A 16,250-nucleotide genomic window follows, 5' to 3' on the forward strand; every position below is an offset into this window, starting at 1 on the left:
TTCATAAGTTTGGATGGCATATAGTTTTTCACTAGCGGAACGCTTGAATTTGGACATAGAAAAAAGCTCCTTTCAAAAGTAAACAGTTTTTCTTATTTCAACTGTCTACTTTTTGGGGAGCATATCAGAACGTGCGTTAAACACGCACTTTTCCCCGTAGGAGTCAACGAAACGTGACGCTTTTTAGGTAACACTATGACGGTAAGCCAGTCATACACGTTTTTCTGTTCAAGAACAGTTTTTCATCCTTAAAGCTGTCGTGTATCAAGAAGTGTCCCTTCAATTCATGTGAGAACGATTACATCAACTAATTTGACTCATTTCATTGATTGTTCACAAACAGAAGCGGATAATGAACAGTGAATTCGGTTCATACAAGGGGAAAAGGAATTATGTCTACAAAAATGCGCGCACTTCTTTCATTGATTGGGCAAGTGATACTGATCACTTGTTTTGCGACAATCGGTGAACTGATCAGTAAAAGCTTGGACTTAGCGTTACCGGGGAATATCGTCGGACTTTTGTTGCTCTATTTAGCGCTTAAGGCGAAAATCGTCCAAGTCAAACATGTCGAACGGGGCGGCCGGCTGTTGCTGCTCATCATGCCGTTGTTCTTCGTTCCGGCATTGTCGGGAATCATGGACTATACGGCATTCTTACGCCAGTACGGCTTACAGGTCGTATTGATTGTCATCATGAGTAGCTTGTTGACGCTCGTCGGTTCTGCCTACATCGTCGATCGGCTTGCTCATCGAAAAGATGGGGTGACGCCACGTGATTAAAGCACTCTTTTGGCTCGTTTTGACGATCATCCTCTTTTTAATTGGTTTTGCCGGGTATCGGCGGTATCCGCGTGTCTGGACGTTACCGATTTTGACCGTGACGGCAACAATGATTTTGATTTTATCGTTGACGGGTGTATCCCACGCGACCTATATGACTGGCGGACAGTATTTGACGAAAATGCTCGGTCCTGCCATCACCGCCTTCGCGATTCCGCTCTATACGGTCCGTCACCATGTCCGGCGTTTTTTACCGGAAATCGGTTTAGGTGTCGTCATCGGGACGAGCATCGCCTTGACGTCAGATATCGTCTTTGGTCTCCTGTTACATCTCGGACGGACGACGAATCTGGCACTGCTCCCGAAATCCGTCACGTTGCCCGTCGCCCTGTCGATTTCAGAGCGTTCGGGTGGAACGGCGACCTTAACCGCGACGTTCGTCCTGATGACAGGGCTCGTCGGTTCACTCGTCGGTCCACGCTTGATGACGGGATTAAAGATTCGTCACTTCGTCAGTCGGGGTGTCGGACTGGCTTCGATTGCCCATGTCATGGGTGCAACCAAATCGATGACGCTCGACCAACGGGAGGGTGCGGTCGGATTGCTGACGATGGTCTTGACGGCGATTTTTGCGAGTGTCCTGGCACCCTACATCATTCGCTTCATTTATTAACAGGCAAAAAGCTGTCCGACGGTTGAAACCGGCGGGACGGCTTTTTCGTATGTCTACCATGCTAGTGACAAGGGAGACGGGGAAATCATGATTATCTGGATTAATGGAACATTTGGAGTAGGAAAAACGACGGCGGCTAAGGGATTACAAAAAAGAATACCGGGATCTGATATCTTCGATCCGGAATCAGTCGGTCAGTTGTTGAGAGAACAATTACCGTCGACACGCACGTATGGCGATTTTCAAGATGAACCGTTGTGGCGGGAACTGACGCGGGTGATTCTCGAACGAAGCAATCAATCCGGCAATCGGACGATCATTGTACCGATGACGGTGACGAACCCGATCTATTTTGATGAAATCGTAGGTGAATTAAGACGACGGGGGTATCTCGTCCATCATGTTTCATTGATGGCTTCTACGACTACGGTCAAACGACGTTTACTTCGGCGATTTGAACGACCGGATTCCTGGGGAGGCCAGCAAGCAGATGCCCGCATTCAAGCATTGACTGATCCGCTTTTCAATCAACATATCCAGACAGATCGACTGACGAAGCAAGGGGTAGTTGATGCGATTGCCCTGAGTTGTGACCTGCATATAGCACCGCCATGTCGTAAACGTCTCTTTTGATGATTGATTCACCCGAATTCAGGGAATTAACAGGGAGATACGAGATGGATTAAAGACATCCCTGTATTTTTTGAAGATAAGTAGGGGGATTTTTTTATGAGAAACTGGATGACCGAAAAGATAGGAAGACAACTGATGTCGATTTTTTATGGGGTATTCGCGATTGGGGCATTGACGTCATTTGCGAGCTACCTATATATCGACGGCGCAGCAAGTCAGACGAAACGTCAAGTACTCGACCAATTAGAGAAAACACAATGGTTCTGGTTTTTGAACTTACTGATTTTCATTTTGTGTCTTGTGTTCATCGTCAGACCGATCATCAATCGGTTGACGGAACAGCTGCAAGAGCTGACGAAGAAAAGTCACCGTCTTGCAGAAGGGAAGTCGATTTCCTTAGAATATGACCGCCAATCGAATAACGAAGTCGGTCAATTAACTGACTCCTTTTACGAAATGGCCGATTCAATTTCGTCCCAACATACCGATCTATCACGACAAAATCAGGAGCTCGAACAAAAACAAGATGATTTGACCGGTAAGCAAAGAGAACTCGAACAGTCTTTGACGGCAACACGATCGAATGAATTGCACCTGAAAGATCGGAATGAATTGATTGAGACATTGGCTTCCAAAGAAAGTTTATTTGATTTTTCTTCCGTCATCAGTACGATTGTCCGTTTGACGAAAACGGAGTTCGGGGCATTACTGTTCATCAAAAATAATGAGATTACGTCTGTTGTACCAAAAGAGATGACCGATGAGCAGCAAGAGAGCTTAAAAACGGAATCGTTACTGTTGAAACGGGTCATGGTCTCAAAAGAAAGTGCACAATCGACGAAGCAAGTGACCGAAGATCGGTTGCTAGGTTACCCGTACTACATTCATGAAGCGGTCATTCCAATCATGGACCCGGCAAAAGATGAATTGATCGCTTGCCTTTATTTAGCACGATTTGATGAAGCGTTCACGGAACATGACATCACCGAACTGGCATCGTTCGCAAAACAGATTGCGATTTCACGGATGCGGATGACGTTATATGAACAGATGGACTATGAGCGGGCGGAAACGGCGCAACTGTTAAATTCTGTCCGCGAAGCGATATTATACGTCAAACATGAAGAACGAGTGATACTCGGGAACCGAGCATTGTTTGAAATCTTCCAGTCGCTTCAGATTGAGGAAGAAACAGATATGACGACGTTTCTTGAAGTAAATCCCGAGACGATGTTCGAACAGATGGATCAACGAGAGGCATTCGCAATGTATTTCGAGGAGGTCCTCGCTGGTCAGATTCCGACAGACATGTTTTCCTTATCGATTGACGACGGCACATACTTTATTCAAGTCTATGCTGAAGAAATCGTTCATGAGGGACAACCAATCGGGACGATCCTCGTCTTTCGGGATGTAACGCCTGAAACAGAAGTCGACCGAATGAAGTCCGAACTCGTTTCAACGGTCTCGCATGAACTACGGACACCATTATCATCAATCTATGGTTTTACCGAGTTGATGTTAAAACGGGATTTAGGTCCGGATCGGAGTAAACGGTATTTACAGACAATTCATGACGAATCAAAACGTCTGACTGATCTCGTCAGTGATTTCTTGAATGTACAACGAATGGAATCAGGCAAGCAGTCATACGAGAAAGAGGTATTTAATCTCCTCGATGTCGTCAAAGAGCAAATTCAATTTCATCAGGCGACGACGGAACGGCATACCCTTCAACTCGATGCGGATCAAGGGCAGACATTCCTAGTAGAAGCCGATCGCAACAGCATGAGGCAGTTGCTTGGCAATTTACTGAACAATGCCGTGAAGTACTCGCCGGACGGCGGTGATATCATCATTGGTTTACTCGAGCATGATGCAAACATCGAACTGAGTGTCCGTGATTTTGGTGTCGGGATTCCTGTCAGTTCGACGCCGCACCTGTTTAGTAAGTTTTATCGCGTCGACAACTCGGATAGTCGTAAAATCGGCGGAACGGGACTCGGATTGTCGATCTGTAAAGAAATCGTCCGCGAGCATGACGGAACGATTGAAGTGGAGTCTGTCTTAGGAGACGGGGCACTCTTTAAAGTCATGTTACCGAACGCAACTAAAAAGTAAGCAACCTACCTGTCTTTTCAACAATTTATTTTGTTGGAGAGACAGTTTTTTTGTAGGGGATGTTTAAGGGCACCGCGAATGATTAAACAGAAACGAGTAGCTGAAAGGGGGCTAGACGATGCGAGAATGGTATGGTGCAGCAACAGTTTGCGTCAATGAGAAAAATGAAGTGTTGATGATCAAGAGTTATGGTTCCGAGGCGTGGGCAGTCCCGTCCGGTGGGATTGAGCCAGGGGAAACAGCAGCCGAATGCTGTGTGCGAGAAGTCATGGAAGAGACCGGGTATCCCGTAAAGATTAAACAGAACTTATTTACAAAACAGACCGTCATCCAAACGATTCAAGTCGAAACGACCTATTTTGAAGCTATCCGAATCGGTGACAGTCAAGGGATCAACGCCCCGGACGAAACGATTGAACAGGTGGCGTGGATGTCGCGTGCGCAACTCGGAACAATTGAACACATGTATCCGGAAGATGTTCTGTTTTTGATGGAGTGGCTCGACGGTCGTGAGAATCCTCATAGCGCTCTGAAAGTTCGAAAAGCGTGCCTGGAGCTGAAGAACACCTGAATTCTACAACCATTTCGTGAAAAATTAGCACGTTTACTTGCAAAAAATCAAAAGTATGCAGGGATTGCTGCTGCCGAATCTTCCTAGATATAGTAGTCGTACAGACAGAACTAAAGCGATATCTAGGGAGTGATAGTGATGGAAGTGAACACCTTGTACCGACAAGTGATTGAGGAACCAACGACTAACCATGTCCAAGAAAATGCCAACATCGATGGCAAAGCACCGCTCGCGAAGTTAAACCGGATCGCGAGTGCGGCGGCGCGGGCGATGATGGAAGACTTGCTCGTGACGCCTCGCGTTAAACAAGCGTTAGCGGACAATATCCTCTATATCCATGACGCTGACTACTATGTCACGGGAACGACGACCTGTTCTCAAATTCCGTTAGGCCGCTTACTGACGAACGGATTCCAGATGAGTCACGGGTCGATTCGTCCGGCACAAGATATCCGTTCTGCGATGGCGCTCGCTGCGATCATTATGCAAGCGAATCAAAACATGCAGCATGGTGGGCAAGCCTTTCCGAATTTTGATACCGATTTAGCTCCCTTCGTCGAGAAGACATACGCACGTCAAATGAAGAAAATTAATCAGATTGCTCCGAGCTGGTCGAAGGCACGTCGCGCGAGATATGCGCGCCAAGAAGCATACGAGATTACCTATCAAGCATGTGAAGCCTTTATTCATAATACGAATTCAATGCATTCACGCGGTGGCGGACAAGTCCCATTCATCTCGATTAATTACGGGACGGATACTTCAGTTTACGGTCGGATGCTAACGAAAGCCTTACTTGAGGCCACACTGGCAGGTCTCGGAAAAGGAGAGACGCCCATCTTTCCGATTCAGATTTTTAAAGTCAAAGCAGGCGTGACGTTAAATCCGGGTGATCCGAATTACGATTTATTTCAGCTCGCGACAAAAGTCACGGGAAAACGGTTGTTTCCGAACTTTGCATTTTTAGATGCCCCGTTCAACGTCAGCAAGACTGCAGAAGAAGTTGCCTACATGGGTTGCCGGACGCGTGTTTTCGAAAATCGTCAAGGAGAAGCTTCCGTGACGGGGCGGGGAAATCTGTCGTTTACGAGTGTGAACCTCGTTCGTCTCGCCTTGACGAGTCAAACGGTCGATCATATGTTTGCGACATTGACAGATTATACGAAACTTGCTTGCGAACAGCTGCTCGAGCGTTATCAGTACCAAGCGAATCGACGGGCGGAAGAATTTCAGTTTCTTTATCAACACGTCTGGCGCGACGGGGAGACGCTTCAACCGACCGATCGCGTTGAGCCGGTCCTGCGTCACGGGACGCTTTCGGTCGGATTCATTGGTCTCGCGGAAGCGCTCGTCGTTTTGACGGGACATGATCACGGCGATTCAGCGATTGCCCATAACATCGGTCGGGCGTTGATTCAGACGATGCGTAACGTTGTCGATCAATTCGGGGATGAGACGGGATTGAATTTTTCACTGATTGCGACACCGGCGGAAGGATTGTCCGGAAAATTCACGGCGCATGATGTCGCAAAGTTTGGTTTGATTGCCGGTGTGACGGATAAAACCTACTATACGAACTCGTTCCATCTTCCAGTGACGGCAGCTGTAACGATGCGTCAAAAGATTCGCCTCGAAGCGCCGTTTCATGCCCTTTGTAACGGAGGACATATCACCTATGTCGAGACGGATGGGGCGCTCGCAGAAAATCCGCAAGCCGTCGAGGATATCGTCCGGATGATGGTGGCAGAAGGCATTGGCTATGGCTCAATCAATCATCCAATCGATCGTTGTTTGACCTGTCGGACGGAACAGACAATCGAGCAGACGTGTCCGGTCTGTGGCGGAGAAGACATTGAACGGATTCGGCGGATTACGGGATATCTCGTCGGGACGATGGCACGCTGGAATGAAGCCAAACGGGCGGAAGAACAGGACCGGGTCTACCATGGTACGACTGCTATCGATCGTCGCTGATTCGGTCGTCGATGGTCCCGGCTTACGGACGGTCATCTTTTTCGCCGGATGTCCACATCGGTGCCGAGGCTGTCATAATCCATCGTCGTGGTCGCTTGCAGCAGGTACAACCTACTCGACTCCTGACGTCATCAAGCGGGTCGAGGAAATCGGATCAAAACGGATTACGCTGTCGGGGGGTGAACCATTCGTGCAACGCGAGGCACTCGAACAGCTCGTCCTGGTATTGCGACCGGACTATGAGATTTATTTGTTCACCGGGTATCGGATTGAAGACCTAGTTAAAGATGAACGCGCGTGTCGAATCTTACGGCAACTGGATTGTCTGATTGACGGACCCTACATGGAGCAGCTCCATGATACGAGCCTTGCCATCCGTGGCAGTACGAACCAGCGGATTCTCTCCGCCAAACAGATTGAGGAGTATATCAAGAACAGATAGCGGACGGATTGCAGACAACAAAAAAACGCCGATGCTCCCACTTTCATCCGGAGTCATCGGCGTTTTCATGTCTATTCTTTTCATTCATAACGGAAGGAAGCGAAAGCTACCGTTACGCATATTTTTTTTCAGCGACCGTTTCGACGACCGTTAATGTTTCCGATGGACGCTTTTTAATGAAGAACGAAAGGATTAAGGCGAACAAGGCGAGCAATGTCGCGATGAAAAACGTATCATTGATTCCTTCGACCATCGCTTGCGTCATGATCGTTTTCGGTGCTGTCGCCGATGTTGCGTTCGCAGCAAGATCCGTTGCGTAACTCGCTGTCCGTGATGTCATGACGGAAATGAGTAAGCCGGAACCGATTGCTCCTGATACTTGCGATAACGTATTGTTGAGTGCCGTACCATGTGGTGTCAAATGTTGTGGAATATGATTGAGACCGTTCGTCATGACGGGCATCATCACCATTGAGATTCCGAGGAAACGTAATGTGTACATGATGACGAGGAACGAATACGCTGTATCTGCCGTCAAACGACTGAAGAAGAACGTTGTTAAGACTGTCAACGACAATCCGATGATGGCAAGCACCCGGGCACCGAACCGGTCAAACAAACGACCTGTGATCGGAGACATAAACGCCATGACGAGTGCACCGGGTAACATCAAGAGTCCAGAGTGGAACGGGGAAATCCCGCGAATCGTTTGGACATAAATCGGCATCAAGATCATCGCCGAGAACATCGACATGTTAAGGACCATCGAAATCCCTTGTGATAAAGCAAACATCGGATATTTAAAAATCCGGAATTCAAGCATCGGTTCGTCGAGACGTAATTGTCGTATAATGAATGAGACGAGACTGATGACGCCGATTGTTAAGGAGCCGATGACAGCGAATGATCCCCAACCGGCTGAACCGGCTGAACTGAATCCATACAACAACCCACCGAATCCAAAACTGGACAACACGAGTGACAGGCGATCGATGCGTAAACTGCTTGTGACGACTTCTTTTTTGAGTAAGAAGAAACCAAGAACAAGAACAAGTGCAGCAATCGGTGTCACGATGTGGAACAGCATCGGCCATTCGTAATGCTCAAGCACCCAACCGGACAGAGTCGGACCGATTGCCGGTGCAAATGTGATGACGAGTCCGAAAATCCCCATCGCTTGTCCGCGTTTCTCGATTGGGAAGCCGGTGATCAAGACGTTCATTAATAAAGGCATCATGATAGCAGAACCAGATGCTTGTAACATCCGTGAACCGAGTAAGACGGGGAAGAGCTCCGTTTGACCCGCGACGATGGTTCCGATCGTAAATAAGCTCATCGCCGTTAGAAACAGCTGGCGGGTTGAGAACTTTTGGACGAGAAAGGCAGACGTCGGAATCATGATGCCGTTGACGAGCATATAGCCCGTTGTCAGCCACTGGGCCGTACTGGTTTGAATATCGAGCGAAACCATAATGGAAGGTAAGGCGATATTTAATAGCGTCGAGTTGAGGACGGCAACGAACGCGCCTGCCATGAGGACAGCTAAAATAAGATAAAGTCGAGATGATTGCTTGGTTGATTGCATTTCGTTATGCTCCTTTTATACTACGTGTCTAATTTGTTATACTTCAATTCTACAACTTAGCTATCTTACCGCCTGAAGCAAAACATTACAAATTATTTGCTTTATACACTAAAATAAAAAAGATTGAGGTAAAATCGAATGTACTCAAAAAGATCTTTTACTAGAAGAGGGATTAGAAAATGAACCCAAAAAAGAAACAACTCCTGGATGCTGCATATCGTCTGTTCGTCGAAAAGGGATACCAGTCCACATCGATTCAAGATATTCTCGAGCACAGTAATGTCTCGAAAGGGACGTTCTATAACTACTTTTCATCGAAAAACGAATTGTTCATCGACGTATTTAACGTCGTCTTTGAAAAAATGCGTAATGTTCGAAAAGACATTTTGGTCGGACGCGACGTGTCGGATTATGAGACATTCATCCAACAAGGTAACTGTTACCTTGAACTGATGCAAAAATATAAGCTCTATACCTTGTTTGAAGAAGCTGTCGCTTCGAACGAAAAAGAACTGAAGGCGTTCATGGAAAAGAACCGATTACTTGAAATCGAATGGACCTATCACCGGATGCGTGATTTGTTTGGCGAGGAAAAAGCACCATACTTGCTTGACTTCGCCGTCCTTTATACAGGGATGCTCCAATACGCGATGTATTTTTTCCGTCAATCGGAAAAAAATACACAACCGGAGCGGGTCGTCCGTTACGTCTTTAATCGGTTGACACATTTCGTCGACGACGTCAGTCGAACGGAAGAACAATTGATTCCACCACGTTTCCTCTCCGTTTGGCTCGATCGTCCGCAAGATGAGGTCGTCATCCGGAAAGAACTGTTCGTAAAAACAAATGAACACATGAAACGGTTGATTGGCTTGTCGGCGATTTCAGACGCTTCAAGGGAAGCACATAACGAAGTGCTTGATTTTGTCTATGAAGAACTGCTCGAACGAAAAAAACCAAAAATTCATCTCCTCCGTCGTGCCCTCGATACGCTCGACGAGGATCCAATCTTCTGTGGACAGGACATCATGGCGACGTATAAAGAAATGGTCGATGAAATCGTGATGATCCGGACAAAATCACAATGAGTCTTGTTTGCGTCCCAAAAAGGTACTATGATAGGAAATAGACAAAAAAAGAAATGAGGAATTATATGTTTTCACAATGGAGAAAGGAATGGCTGCTGCAACCTAAAACAGACATTCTATCCGGAATCGTCGTCGCCTTGGCACTCGTTCCGGAAGCGATCGCCTTTTCCTTGATTGCTGGCGTTAACCCGATGGTCGGGCTGTATGCTTCCGTCATTATTGCGATCATCATCTCAATCGCCGGTGGTCGACCGGGAATGATTTCAGCTGCGACAGGTGCGATGGCACTCGTCGTCGTCCAACTCGTCAAAGATCATGGCGTCGACTATTTACTCGCTGCCGGGATTCTCGCCGGGGTCATTCAAATCGTGCTCGGTTTTTTAGGCGTTGCGAAATTACTTCGCTTCATTCCGCGTTCCGTCATGGTTGGTTTTGTTAACGCGTTAGCGATTTTAATTTTTTCGGCACAACTGCCGCAGTTCGAAGGACAAAACTGGATCATGTACGCAATGGTCGCAGCGTCGCTCGCCATCATCTTAATTTTCCCGCGCTTTACAAAAGTATTGCCGGCACCACTCGTCGCGATCACGATCATGACGATTTTGACGGTCGTCTTTTCACTTGATACGCGCGTCATCGGTGATATGGGACAAATTTCTGCGTCACTACCAAGCTTTTTCTTACCGAACGTTCCGTTTTCACTCGAGACATTACAAATCATTTTCCCGTATGCCTTATCACTCGCTTTCGTTGGTTTGATCGAGTCACTCTTGACGGCACGAATCGTTGATGAGATGACGGATACGACATCAAACAAGGCGACGGAATCACGTGGACAAGGAATCGCAAACATTGTTGCTGGATTCTTTGGCGGGATGCCGGGCTGTGCGATGATCGGTCAATCGGTCATCAATGTCACATCAGGTGGACGTGGTCGTCTATCTACCTTCACAGCAGGAGCATTCTTGATGCTGCTGATGGTCACGATGAATGACTTATTAATGACGATTCCGATGGGGGCACTCGTCGGTGTCATGTTCTTTGTATCGTATGCGACCTTTGATTGGGGTTCATTCAAAATGTTGAAGAACTCACCGAAAAGTGACTCTGCTGTCATGCTCGCGACAGTCATCGTGACGGTCTTGACGGATGATTTATCGATGGGAGTACTCGTCGGAATCTTGCTTGCAGCGATTCTCTTCGCGTCGAAAATTTCGCGCATCAACATGACACGTCGTGTTGAAAACGATCAAGTCACGTATCAAATCAATGGACCGATTTTCTTTGCCTCGACGACGACATTTACTGAACAGTTTGATATCGTAGCCGATGCACAAATGAAACAAGTCGTCATTGACTTTACGAACGCCCATTTATTTGATGATTCCGCGACGGAAGCAATTGAAACGGTTGTCTTGAAATATCAGGCAGCAGGGACGAAAGTAGAACTCGTTGCATTAAATGAAGAATCACAAGCATTAATCGATCGGTTAGCGCACCGGATTGCATAATGAAGGACCGTCAGGATGAAAATCTTGACGGTTTTTTTGTATACCTGACCGGGTGAACGGTATACTAAGAAAAAAGGGGGAGTTTTCATGAAATGGTTTCGATTTGAACAAGAAGGACGGGAACGGATTGGTGTGGAGTCGGACGGACACCGGTATGACGTGACGACACAAGCCTATACGGATTCATTGCTCGAAGTCATCACACGGGGGTTTGAGATGGATGTTGATTTAGACATCGCACCATTGATTACAGAAGATGTCCGCTTGCTCGCGCCGTACGTTCCGATGCGTAACGTCATTTGTGTCGGTAAAAACTATGCCGACCATATTAAAGAAATGGATACGGCAGGAGCAGGGAAATTTGTATTGTTCACGAAAGCGCCGAGTGCAATCGTCGGGCCGTTCGATTCCATTGAACGCCATGCTGATTTAACGGATCAGCTGGACTATGAAGGCGAACTCGCCATCATCATCGGGACGACGGGGCGTGATTTGACACCTGAAAATGCACTGGACCACGTTTTTGGCTACAGCATCGTCAATGATGTGACGGCGCGTGACCTTCAAAAAGAACACGTCCAGTTTTTCCGCGGGAAGTCGCTTGATGGTTTTTGTCCATTCGGTCCTGTTATCGTCACGAAGGATACGTTTGATCCGACTGACGTCCTGGTCGAGACGCGTGTCAACGGTCAAGTGCGTCAATCCGGTTCGACGAAGTTGATGATTCGTGACATCGTGACGATTTTGACGGAAGTCTCGCGCGGGATGACACTCGAAGCAGGAGATATCATTGCGACAGGGACACCGGCTGGCGTCGGTCATGGGATGAAACCCCCAGTATACTTACAGACAGGAGATATTGTCGATGTTTCGATTGAAGGAATCGGTCACCTTCGCAATGAAGTCAAGGCATAATGAAAAAACCTAACTAAAATTGAAAGGCTGATTTACCTGTCTTTATAAACCGTTCACTCGTTGAACGGTTTTTTTGTGTAAACCGTCATATTGTGACCGTTTTTGATGTATAATTAATATGAAATCGACATTATTGTCGAATAAAGTCGTAAAATGAATGTTTTTTAGAGAAATAAATAAAAAAATGAACGTTTTTGGTTGATTTTTAAATGTAAACGCTTTATATTAAAGATGCGGAGGGAAACCAATGTTAACGAAAAAACGCCATCAGCTGATTCTTGAGCTACTCGCTCGAGAAGAAGTCGTCAAAATGCAGACGATCGTCGAACGGACGGGAGCTAGTGAATCGACCATCCGTCGCGATTTATCACAACTGGAAACTGCTGGTCACTTACGCCGTGTTCACGGGGGAGCGACGGCAAACCATCTGCAGATTGATGAGCCGAGTTATGTCGAGAAAACAGATCGTTTCGTCGATGAGAAAAATCAAATTGCCCGAGCGGCGGCTGATTTAATCGAAGACGGCATGTATGTCTATCTCGATGCTGGAACGACGACGCTTGCCATCGTTCCTTATCTCGAACAGAAGGCGATTACGGTCGTGACGAACAGTCTTCCTCTTGCGAATACGTTACTCTACCACCGTATCCCGACGTTCGTCGTCGGAGGGCAACTCAAGCATTCGACGCAAGCACTGGTCGGCTACAATGCACGTGAAGGAATGTTGATTTACCACTTTGATGTCGCATTTCTTGGGATGAACGGCGTTCATCCGACGCAAGGGTTTACGACACCAGATCCGGAAGAGGCACTCGTAAAGAAGACAGCGATTGAGTTAGCGAAAAAATCGTATGTGTTGGTCGACGAAACCAAGTTGGATGAAATCAGTTTTAGTCGCGTTGCACCACTTCGTGCGGCGACGATTATCACGATGGCATCGAACGAACAAACAGCGAAATACAGTCAATATACAGAGGTGGTGAACGCGAAATGATTTATACACTGACACTCAACCCATCAATCGATTATTACGTATCGTTACCGGTATTTGAGGCAGGACAAGTCAATCGTGTCGAACAAGCAGAAAAAGTAGCAGGTGGAAAAGGAATCAACGTCTCACTCGTCTTAAAAAATTATGACGTCGAGACAGAAGCGCTCGGTTTTTTAGGCGGAAGTACAGGACAGTTCATTCGAAGTGAACTTGAAAAACAAGGCGTATTGACAGCTTTCACACCGATTGCTGACGAAACCCGGATTAACGTTAAAATTCGTGCCGATCAAGAATCGGAACTAAATGCAGCAGGTCCAGTTATTCAGGATGCAGAACTAGAGACGCTGCTCGCGACATTCGAAACAATGCAGTCAGGTGACATCGTCGTCTTCGCCGGAAGTATCCCAAGCAGTCTTCCACATGATTTATACAAAAAAATTGCACTCTTATTAAATGAACGCGGTGTTAAATTTGCCGTCGATACAACTAAAGAAGCAATGCTCGAAGTGCTGCCGCTCGGTCCATTCATGATTAAACCGAATCATCACGAACTCGGAGAAATCTTTGATGTCGATATCACATCAAAAGAAATGGCCGTCCCGTACGCCCAACAGCTTGTCGAACGAGGAGCGGAAAACGTCATTATTTCCTTTGCAGGTGACGGGGCATTGCTCGTCAACAAGCAAGGGGCTTACACGGCGAATACGCCAAAAGGAAAACTCGTCAACTCGGTCGGAGCAGGGGATTCACTCGTCGCAGGGTTCGTTGCGAGTCATGCACTCGGACGTCCGCCGGAAGAAGCATTCCGGTACGCCGTGACGACAGGAAGTGCTTCCGCGTATTCGTTCGGATTATGTACAAAAGCAGACATCGAACGGTTATTGACCGATGTCGAAGTCGTTGAACTCATTCAATCATAATAAAGGAGTGTGACTACTCATGAAAATTACAGATCTGTTAACACGCGATACGATTAAACTGGATTTACGTTCTGATACAAAAGCAAGCGTCATCGATGAGCTTGTTGAAGTACTCGACCGTGCTGGTAAACTAAACGACCGTGATGCTTACCGTGAGGCGATTTTAGCACGTGAAGCACAAAGTACGACAGGGCTTGGTGAAGGGATTGCGATTCCTCACGCAAAAACGGCTGCCGTTAAATCACCGGCAATCGCGTTCGGTCGTTCAACAGGACTTGATTATGAAGCACTGGACGGACAACCAAGTCGCTTGTTCTTCATGATTGCAGCTGGAGAAAATGCGGACAACGCCCATCTTGAAACACTCTCGAAGCTTTCAGTCTACTTGATGGACAACAACTTCCGGGACACGATCCTCTCGGCTCGTTCGGAAGATGAAGTCATCGCGGCCATTGAAGCGAAGGAACGGGAAGAAGAAGGTCCTGTTGATGTGACACCGGAAACGGTCGATCAAAACGCACCTTACATCCTTGCTGTAACAGCTTGTCCGACAGGAATCGCCCATACGTACATGGCAGCAGATGCCCTCCGTCAAAAAGCGGAAGAGATGGGTGTCCGGATTAAAGTGGAAACGAACGGTTCGACAGGTGTTAAAAACGGTCTGACGGATGCTGACATTCAAGAAGCGACAGCAATCATCGTCGCTGCAGATAAAGCAGTCGAAATGGACCGCTTCAATGGCAAGCACGTCGTTGAAGTACCAGTCGCACAAGGAATCCGTAAACCAAAGGAACTGATTGATCGCGCCGTCAAACAGGACGCTCCTGTCTATAAAGGCAGCGGGTCAGGAAACAGCGGTACACCAGCACGTGGTGGATTCTACAAACACTTAATGAGTGGGGTTTCAGCAATGTTACCGCTCGTCGTCGCAGGTGGACTCTTAATCGCAATCAGCTTCTTCTGGGGAATCAACTCGTCAAACCCGGATGACCCGACGTATAACCAATTTGCAGGTCAATTGATGTCGATTGGTCAAGCCGCATTCGGTCTTTTAATTCCTGTCCTTGCTGGATTCATCGCGATGTCAATCGCTGATAAACCAGGTCTCGCACCAGGTTTGATTGCCGGTTTCCTCGCAAGCCAAGGGAATGCAGGTTTCCTCGGTGGTCTGATTGCCGGTTTCCTTGCAGGTTACGTAGTTCTAGTTCTTGTTAAAGCTTTGAAAGGTCTTCCGAAAGCTCTTGAAGGAATTAAACCAGTCTTGCTTTATCCATTGTTCGGTTCATTCATTACCGGTATGATCATGTTGCTCGTCATCAACGAACCGGTTGCAGCGTTCATGACATGGTTGACAGATTCACTTAACGGACTTAGTGGCGGTAACGCAATCCTCCTCGGTATGCTCGTCGCAGCGATGATGGCAATCGATATGGGTGGTCCAATCAACAAAACAGCATACGTCTTCGGTACGGCAGCACTTACAGCAGGGAACACGGAAGTCATGGCTGCGGTCATGGCAGGCGGTATGGTGCCACCACTTCTCGTCGCGTTCTCATCAACATTGTTTGCACGTAAGAAATTTACACCGCAGGAACGTGAAGCGGGTATCGCAGCTTACGCAATGGGTGCATCATTCGTCACGGAAGGTGCGATTCCATTCGCGGCAGCAGATCCACTTCGTGTCATCCCGTCAAGTGTCATTGGTTCAGCAATCGCTGGTGCACTTACAATCGTCTTCGGCGTCTTACTTCCGGCACCACACGGCGGCGTATTCGTCTTCCCGTTACTCGACGGCCCTTCAGGCACATTGATGGCAGCACTCAGCTACGCAGGTGCTATCTTAATCGGTGCACTTGTCGGAGCGGCAATTCTCTCACTTTGGAAGAAACCGCTCGTCGATCAAGAACTCGCGAAAAAAGAAATGACATCTGGAACAGCTACAAAAGCATCGTAATCAAAACGAAATCACCCTCAGTCCGCTGGGGGTGATTTTTTTATTGCGTTTTCATGATATTAAAGGAAGAATAGAGGGCATACTTACATT

14 protein-coding genes are annotated in these 16,250 nt (G+C 47.3%); 13 read left to right on the forward strand and 1 reads right to left on the reverse strand.

The window, feature by feature from the left end:
• Positions 1-392: 392 nt before the first annotated feature.
• The 7 genes from KNP88_RS14680 (at position 393) to nrdG (ending at position 7,196) form a co-directional block, all read left to right on the forward strand.
• Positions 393-782: a CidA/LrgA family protein gene (locus KNP88_RS14680; RefSeq protein ID WP_214894458.1), complete on the forward strand. Its 390-nt coding sequence runs from the start codon at positions 393-395 to the stop codon at positions 780-782.
• Entirely contained in the window at positions 775-1,455 is a 681-nt protein-coding gene (locus KNP88_RS14685; protein WP_214845371.1) for an LrgB family protein, read from the forward strand. The genes KNP88_RS14680 and KNP88_RS14685 overlap by 8 nt, the downstream gene beginning before the upstream one ends.
• A gap of 87 nt (positions 1,456-1,542) precedes the next feature.
• Positions 1,543-2,088, forward strand: a complete 546-nt coding sequence (locus KNP88_RS14690) for an AAA family ATPase (protein ID WP_214894460.1) — start codon at positions 1,543-1,545, stop codon at positions 2,086-2,088.
• A 96-nt stretch (positions 2,089-2,184) separates the two neighbouring features.
• Complete coding sequence (locus tag KNP88_RS14695) at positions 2,185-4,209, forward strand: HAMP domain-containing sensor histidine kinase (RefSeq protein WP_214894461.1); 2,025 nt, start codon at positions 2,185-2,187, stop codon at positions 4,207-4,209.
• A gap of 118 nt (positions 4,210-4,327) precedes the next feature.
• Positions 4,328-4,780, forward strand: a complete 453-nt coding sequence (locus KNP88_RS14700) for an NUDIX hydrolase (RefSeq protein WP_214894462.1) — start codon at positions 4,328-4,330, stop codon at positions 4,778-4,780.
• A gap of 138 nt (positions 4,781-4,918) precedes the next feature.
• Positions 4,919-6,754: an anaerobic ribonucleoside triphosphate reductase gene (locus KNP88_RS14705; RefSeq protein WP_214894463.1), complete on the forward strand. Its 1,836-nt coding sequence runs from the start codon at positions 4,919-4,921 to the stop codon at positions 6,752-6,754.
• Complete coding sequence (gene nrdG / locus KNP88_RS14710) at positions 6,726-7,196, forward strand: anaerobic ribonucleoside-triphosphate reductase activating protein (RefSeq protein WP_214801108.1); 471 nt, start codon at positions 6,726-6,728, stop codon at positions 7,194-7,196. The genes KNP88_RS14705 and nrdG overlap by 29 nt, the downstream gene beginning before the upstream one ends.
• Positions 7,197-7,308: 112 nt before the next feature.
• Here the strand turns inward: nrdG and KNP88_RS14715 are convergent, their stop codons facing one another.
• Positions 7,309-8,781 (reverse strand): DHA2 family efflux MFS transporter permease subunit, encoded by a 1,473-nt coding sequence (locus KNP88_RS14715; protein WP_214894464.1) that lies wholly within the window; start codon positions 8,779-8,781, stop codon positions 7,309-7,311.
• Positions 8,782-8,960: 179 nt separating this feature from the next.
• Between KNP88_RS14715 and KNP88_RS14720 the strand changes: the two genes are divergently transcribed.
• The 6 genes from KNP88_RS14720 (at position 8,961) to KNP88_RS14745 (ending at position 16,160) form a co-directional block, all read left to right on the forward strand.
• A complete protein-coding gene (locus tag KNP88_RS14720; protein WP_088836727.1) occupies positions 8,961-9,869 on the forward strand; it encodes a TetR/AcrR family transcriptional regulator in 909 nt (302 codons plus the stop codon).
• 65 nt (positions 9,870-9,934) lie between these two features.
• Complete coding sequence (locus KNP88_RS14725; protein ID WP_029333221.1) at positions 9,935-11,380, forward strand: SulP family inorganic anion transporter; 1,446 nt, start codon at positions 9,935-9,937, stop codon at positions 11,378-11,380.
• An 87-nt stretch (positions 11,381-11,467) separates the two neighbouring features.
• Positions 11,468-12,295 (forward strand): fumarylacetoacetate hydrolase family protein, encoded by an 828-nt coding sequence (locus KNP88_RS14730; RefSeq protein ID WP_088836728.1) that lies wholly within the window; start codon positions 11,468-11,470, stop codon positions 12,293-12,295.
• A gap of 247 nt (positions 12,296-12,542) precedes the next feature.
• Complete coding sequence (locus KNP88_RS14735) at positions 12,543-13,289, forward strand: DeoR/GlpR family DNA-binding transcription regulator (RefSeq protein WP_029333224.1); 747 nt, start codon at positions 12,543-12,545, stop codon at positions 13,287-13,289.
• Positions 13,286-14,206 (forward strand): 1-phosphofructokinase, encoded by a 921-nt coding sequence (pfkB, locus tag KNP88_RS14740; RefSeq protein WP_088836729.1) that lies wholly within the window; start codon positions 13,286-13,288, stop codon positions 14,204-14,206. Before KNP88_RS14735 ends, pfkB begins: the two co-directional genes overlap by 4 nt.
• A gap of 19 nt (positions 14,207-14,225) precedes the next feature.
• On the forward strand, positions 14,226-16,160 hold the full coding sequence (locus KNP88_RS14745; protein WP_029333226.1) for a PTS fructose transporter subunit IIABC: 1,935 nt from the start codon (positions 14,226-14,228) through the stop codon (positions 16,158-16,160).
• The last annotated feature ends 90 nt before the right edge of the window (positions 16,161-16,250 follow it).

The organism is Exiguobacterium sp. H66, from assembly GCF_018618705.1.
In the GTDB taxonomy this organism is placed as follows: Bacteria; Bacillota; Bacilli; order Exiguobacteriales; family Exiguobacteriaceae; genus Exiguobacterium_A; species Exiguobacterium_A oxidotolerans.

What these genes read in the sequence shown, in the direction of transcription:
- KNP88_RS14680 (WP_214894458.1), top strand. Translation starts at nt 393, where the DNA reads ATGTCTACAAAAATGCGCGCACTTCTTTCATTGATTGGGCAAGTGATA.
- KNP88_RS14690 (WP_214894460.1), top strand. Translation starts at nt 1,543, where the DNA reads ATGATTATCTGGATTAATGGAACATTTGGAGTAGGAAAAACGACGGCG.
- KNP88_RS14695 (WP_214894461.1), top strand. Translation starts at nt 2,185, where the DNA reads ATGAGAAACTGGATGACCGAAAAGATAGGAAGACAACTGATGTCGATT.
- KNP88_RS14700 (WP_214894462.1), top strand. Translation starts at nt 4,328, where the DNA reads ATGCGAGAATGGTATGGTGCAGCAACAGTTTGCGTCAATGAGAAAAAT.
- KNP88_RS14705 (WP_214894463.1), top strand. Translation starts at nt 4,919, where the DNA reads ATGGAAGTGAACACCTTGTACCGACAAGTGATTGAGGAACCAACGACT.
- nrdG (WP_214801108.1), top strand. Translation starts at nt 6,726, where the DNA reads ATGGTACGACTGCTATCGATCGTCGCTGATTCGGTCGTCGATGGTCCC.
- KNP88_RS14715 (WP_214894464.1), bottom strand. Translation starts at nt 8,781, where the DNA reads ATGCAATCAACCAAGCAATCATCTCGACTTTATCTTATTTTAGCTGTC.
- KNP88_RS14720 (WP_088836727.1), top strand. Translation starts at nt 8,961, where the DNA reads ATGAACCCAAAAAAGAAACAACTCCTGGATGCTGCATATCGTCTGTTC.
- KNP88_RS14725 (WP_029333221.1), top strand. Translation starts at nt 9,935, where the DNA reads ATGTTTTCACAATGGAGAAAGGAATGGCTGCTGCAACCTAAAACAGAC.
- KNP88_RS14730 (WP_088836728.1), top strand. Translation starts at nt 11,468, where the DNA reads ATGAAATGGTTTCGATTTGAACAAGAAGGACGGGAACGGATTGGTGTG.
- KNP88_RS14735 (WP_029333224.1), top strand. Translation starts at nt 12,543, where the DNA reads ATGTTAACGAAAAAACGCCATCAGCTGATTCTTGAGCTACTCGCTCGA.
- pfkB (WP_088836729.1), top strand. Translation starts at nt 13,286, where the DNA reads ATGATTTATACACTGACACTCAACCCATCAATCGATTATTACGTATCG.
- KNP88_RS14745 (WP_029333226.1), top strand. Translation starts at nt 14,226, where the DNA reads ATGAAAATTACAGATCTGTTAACACGCGATACGATTAAACTGGATTTA.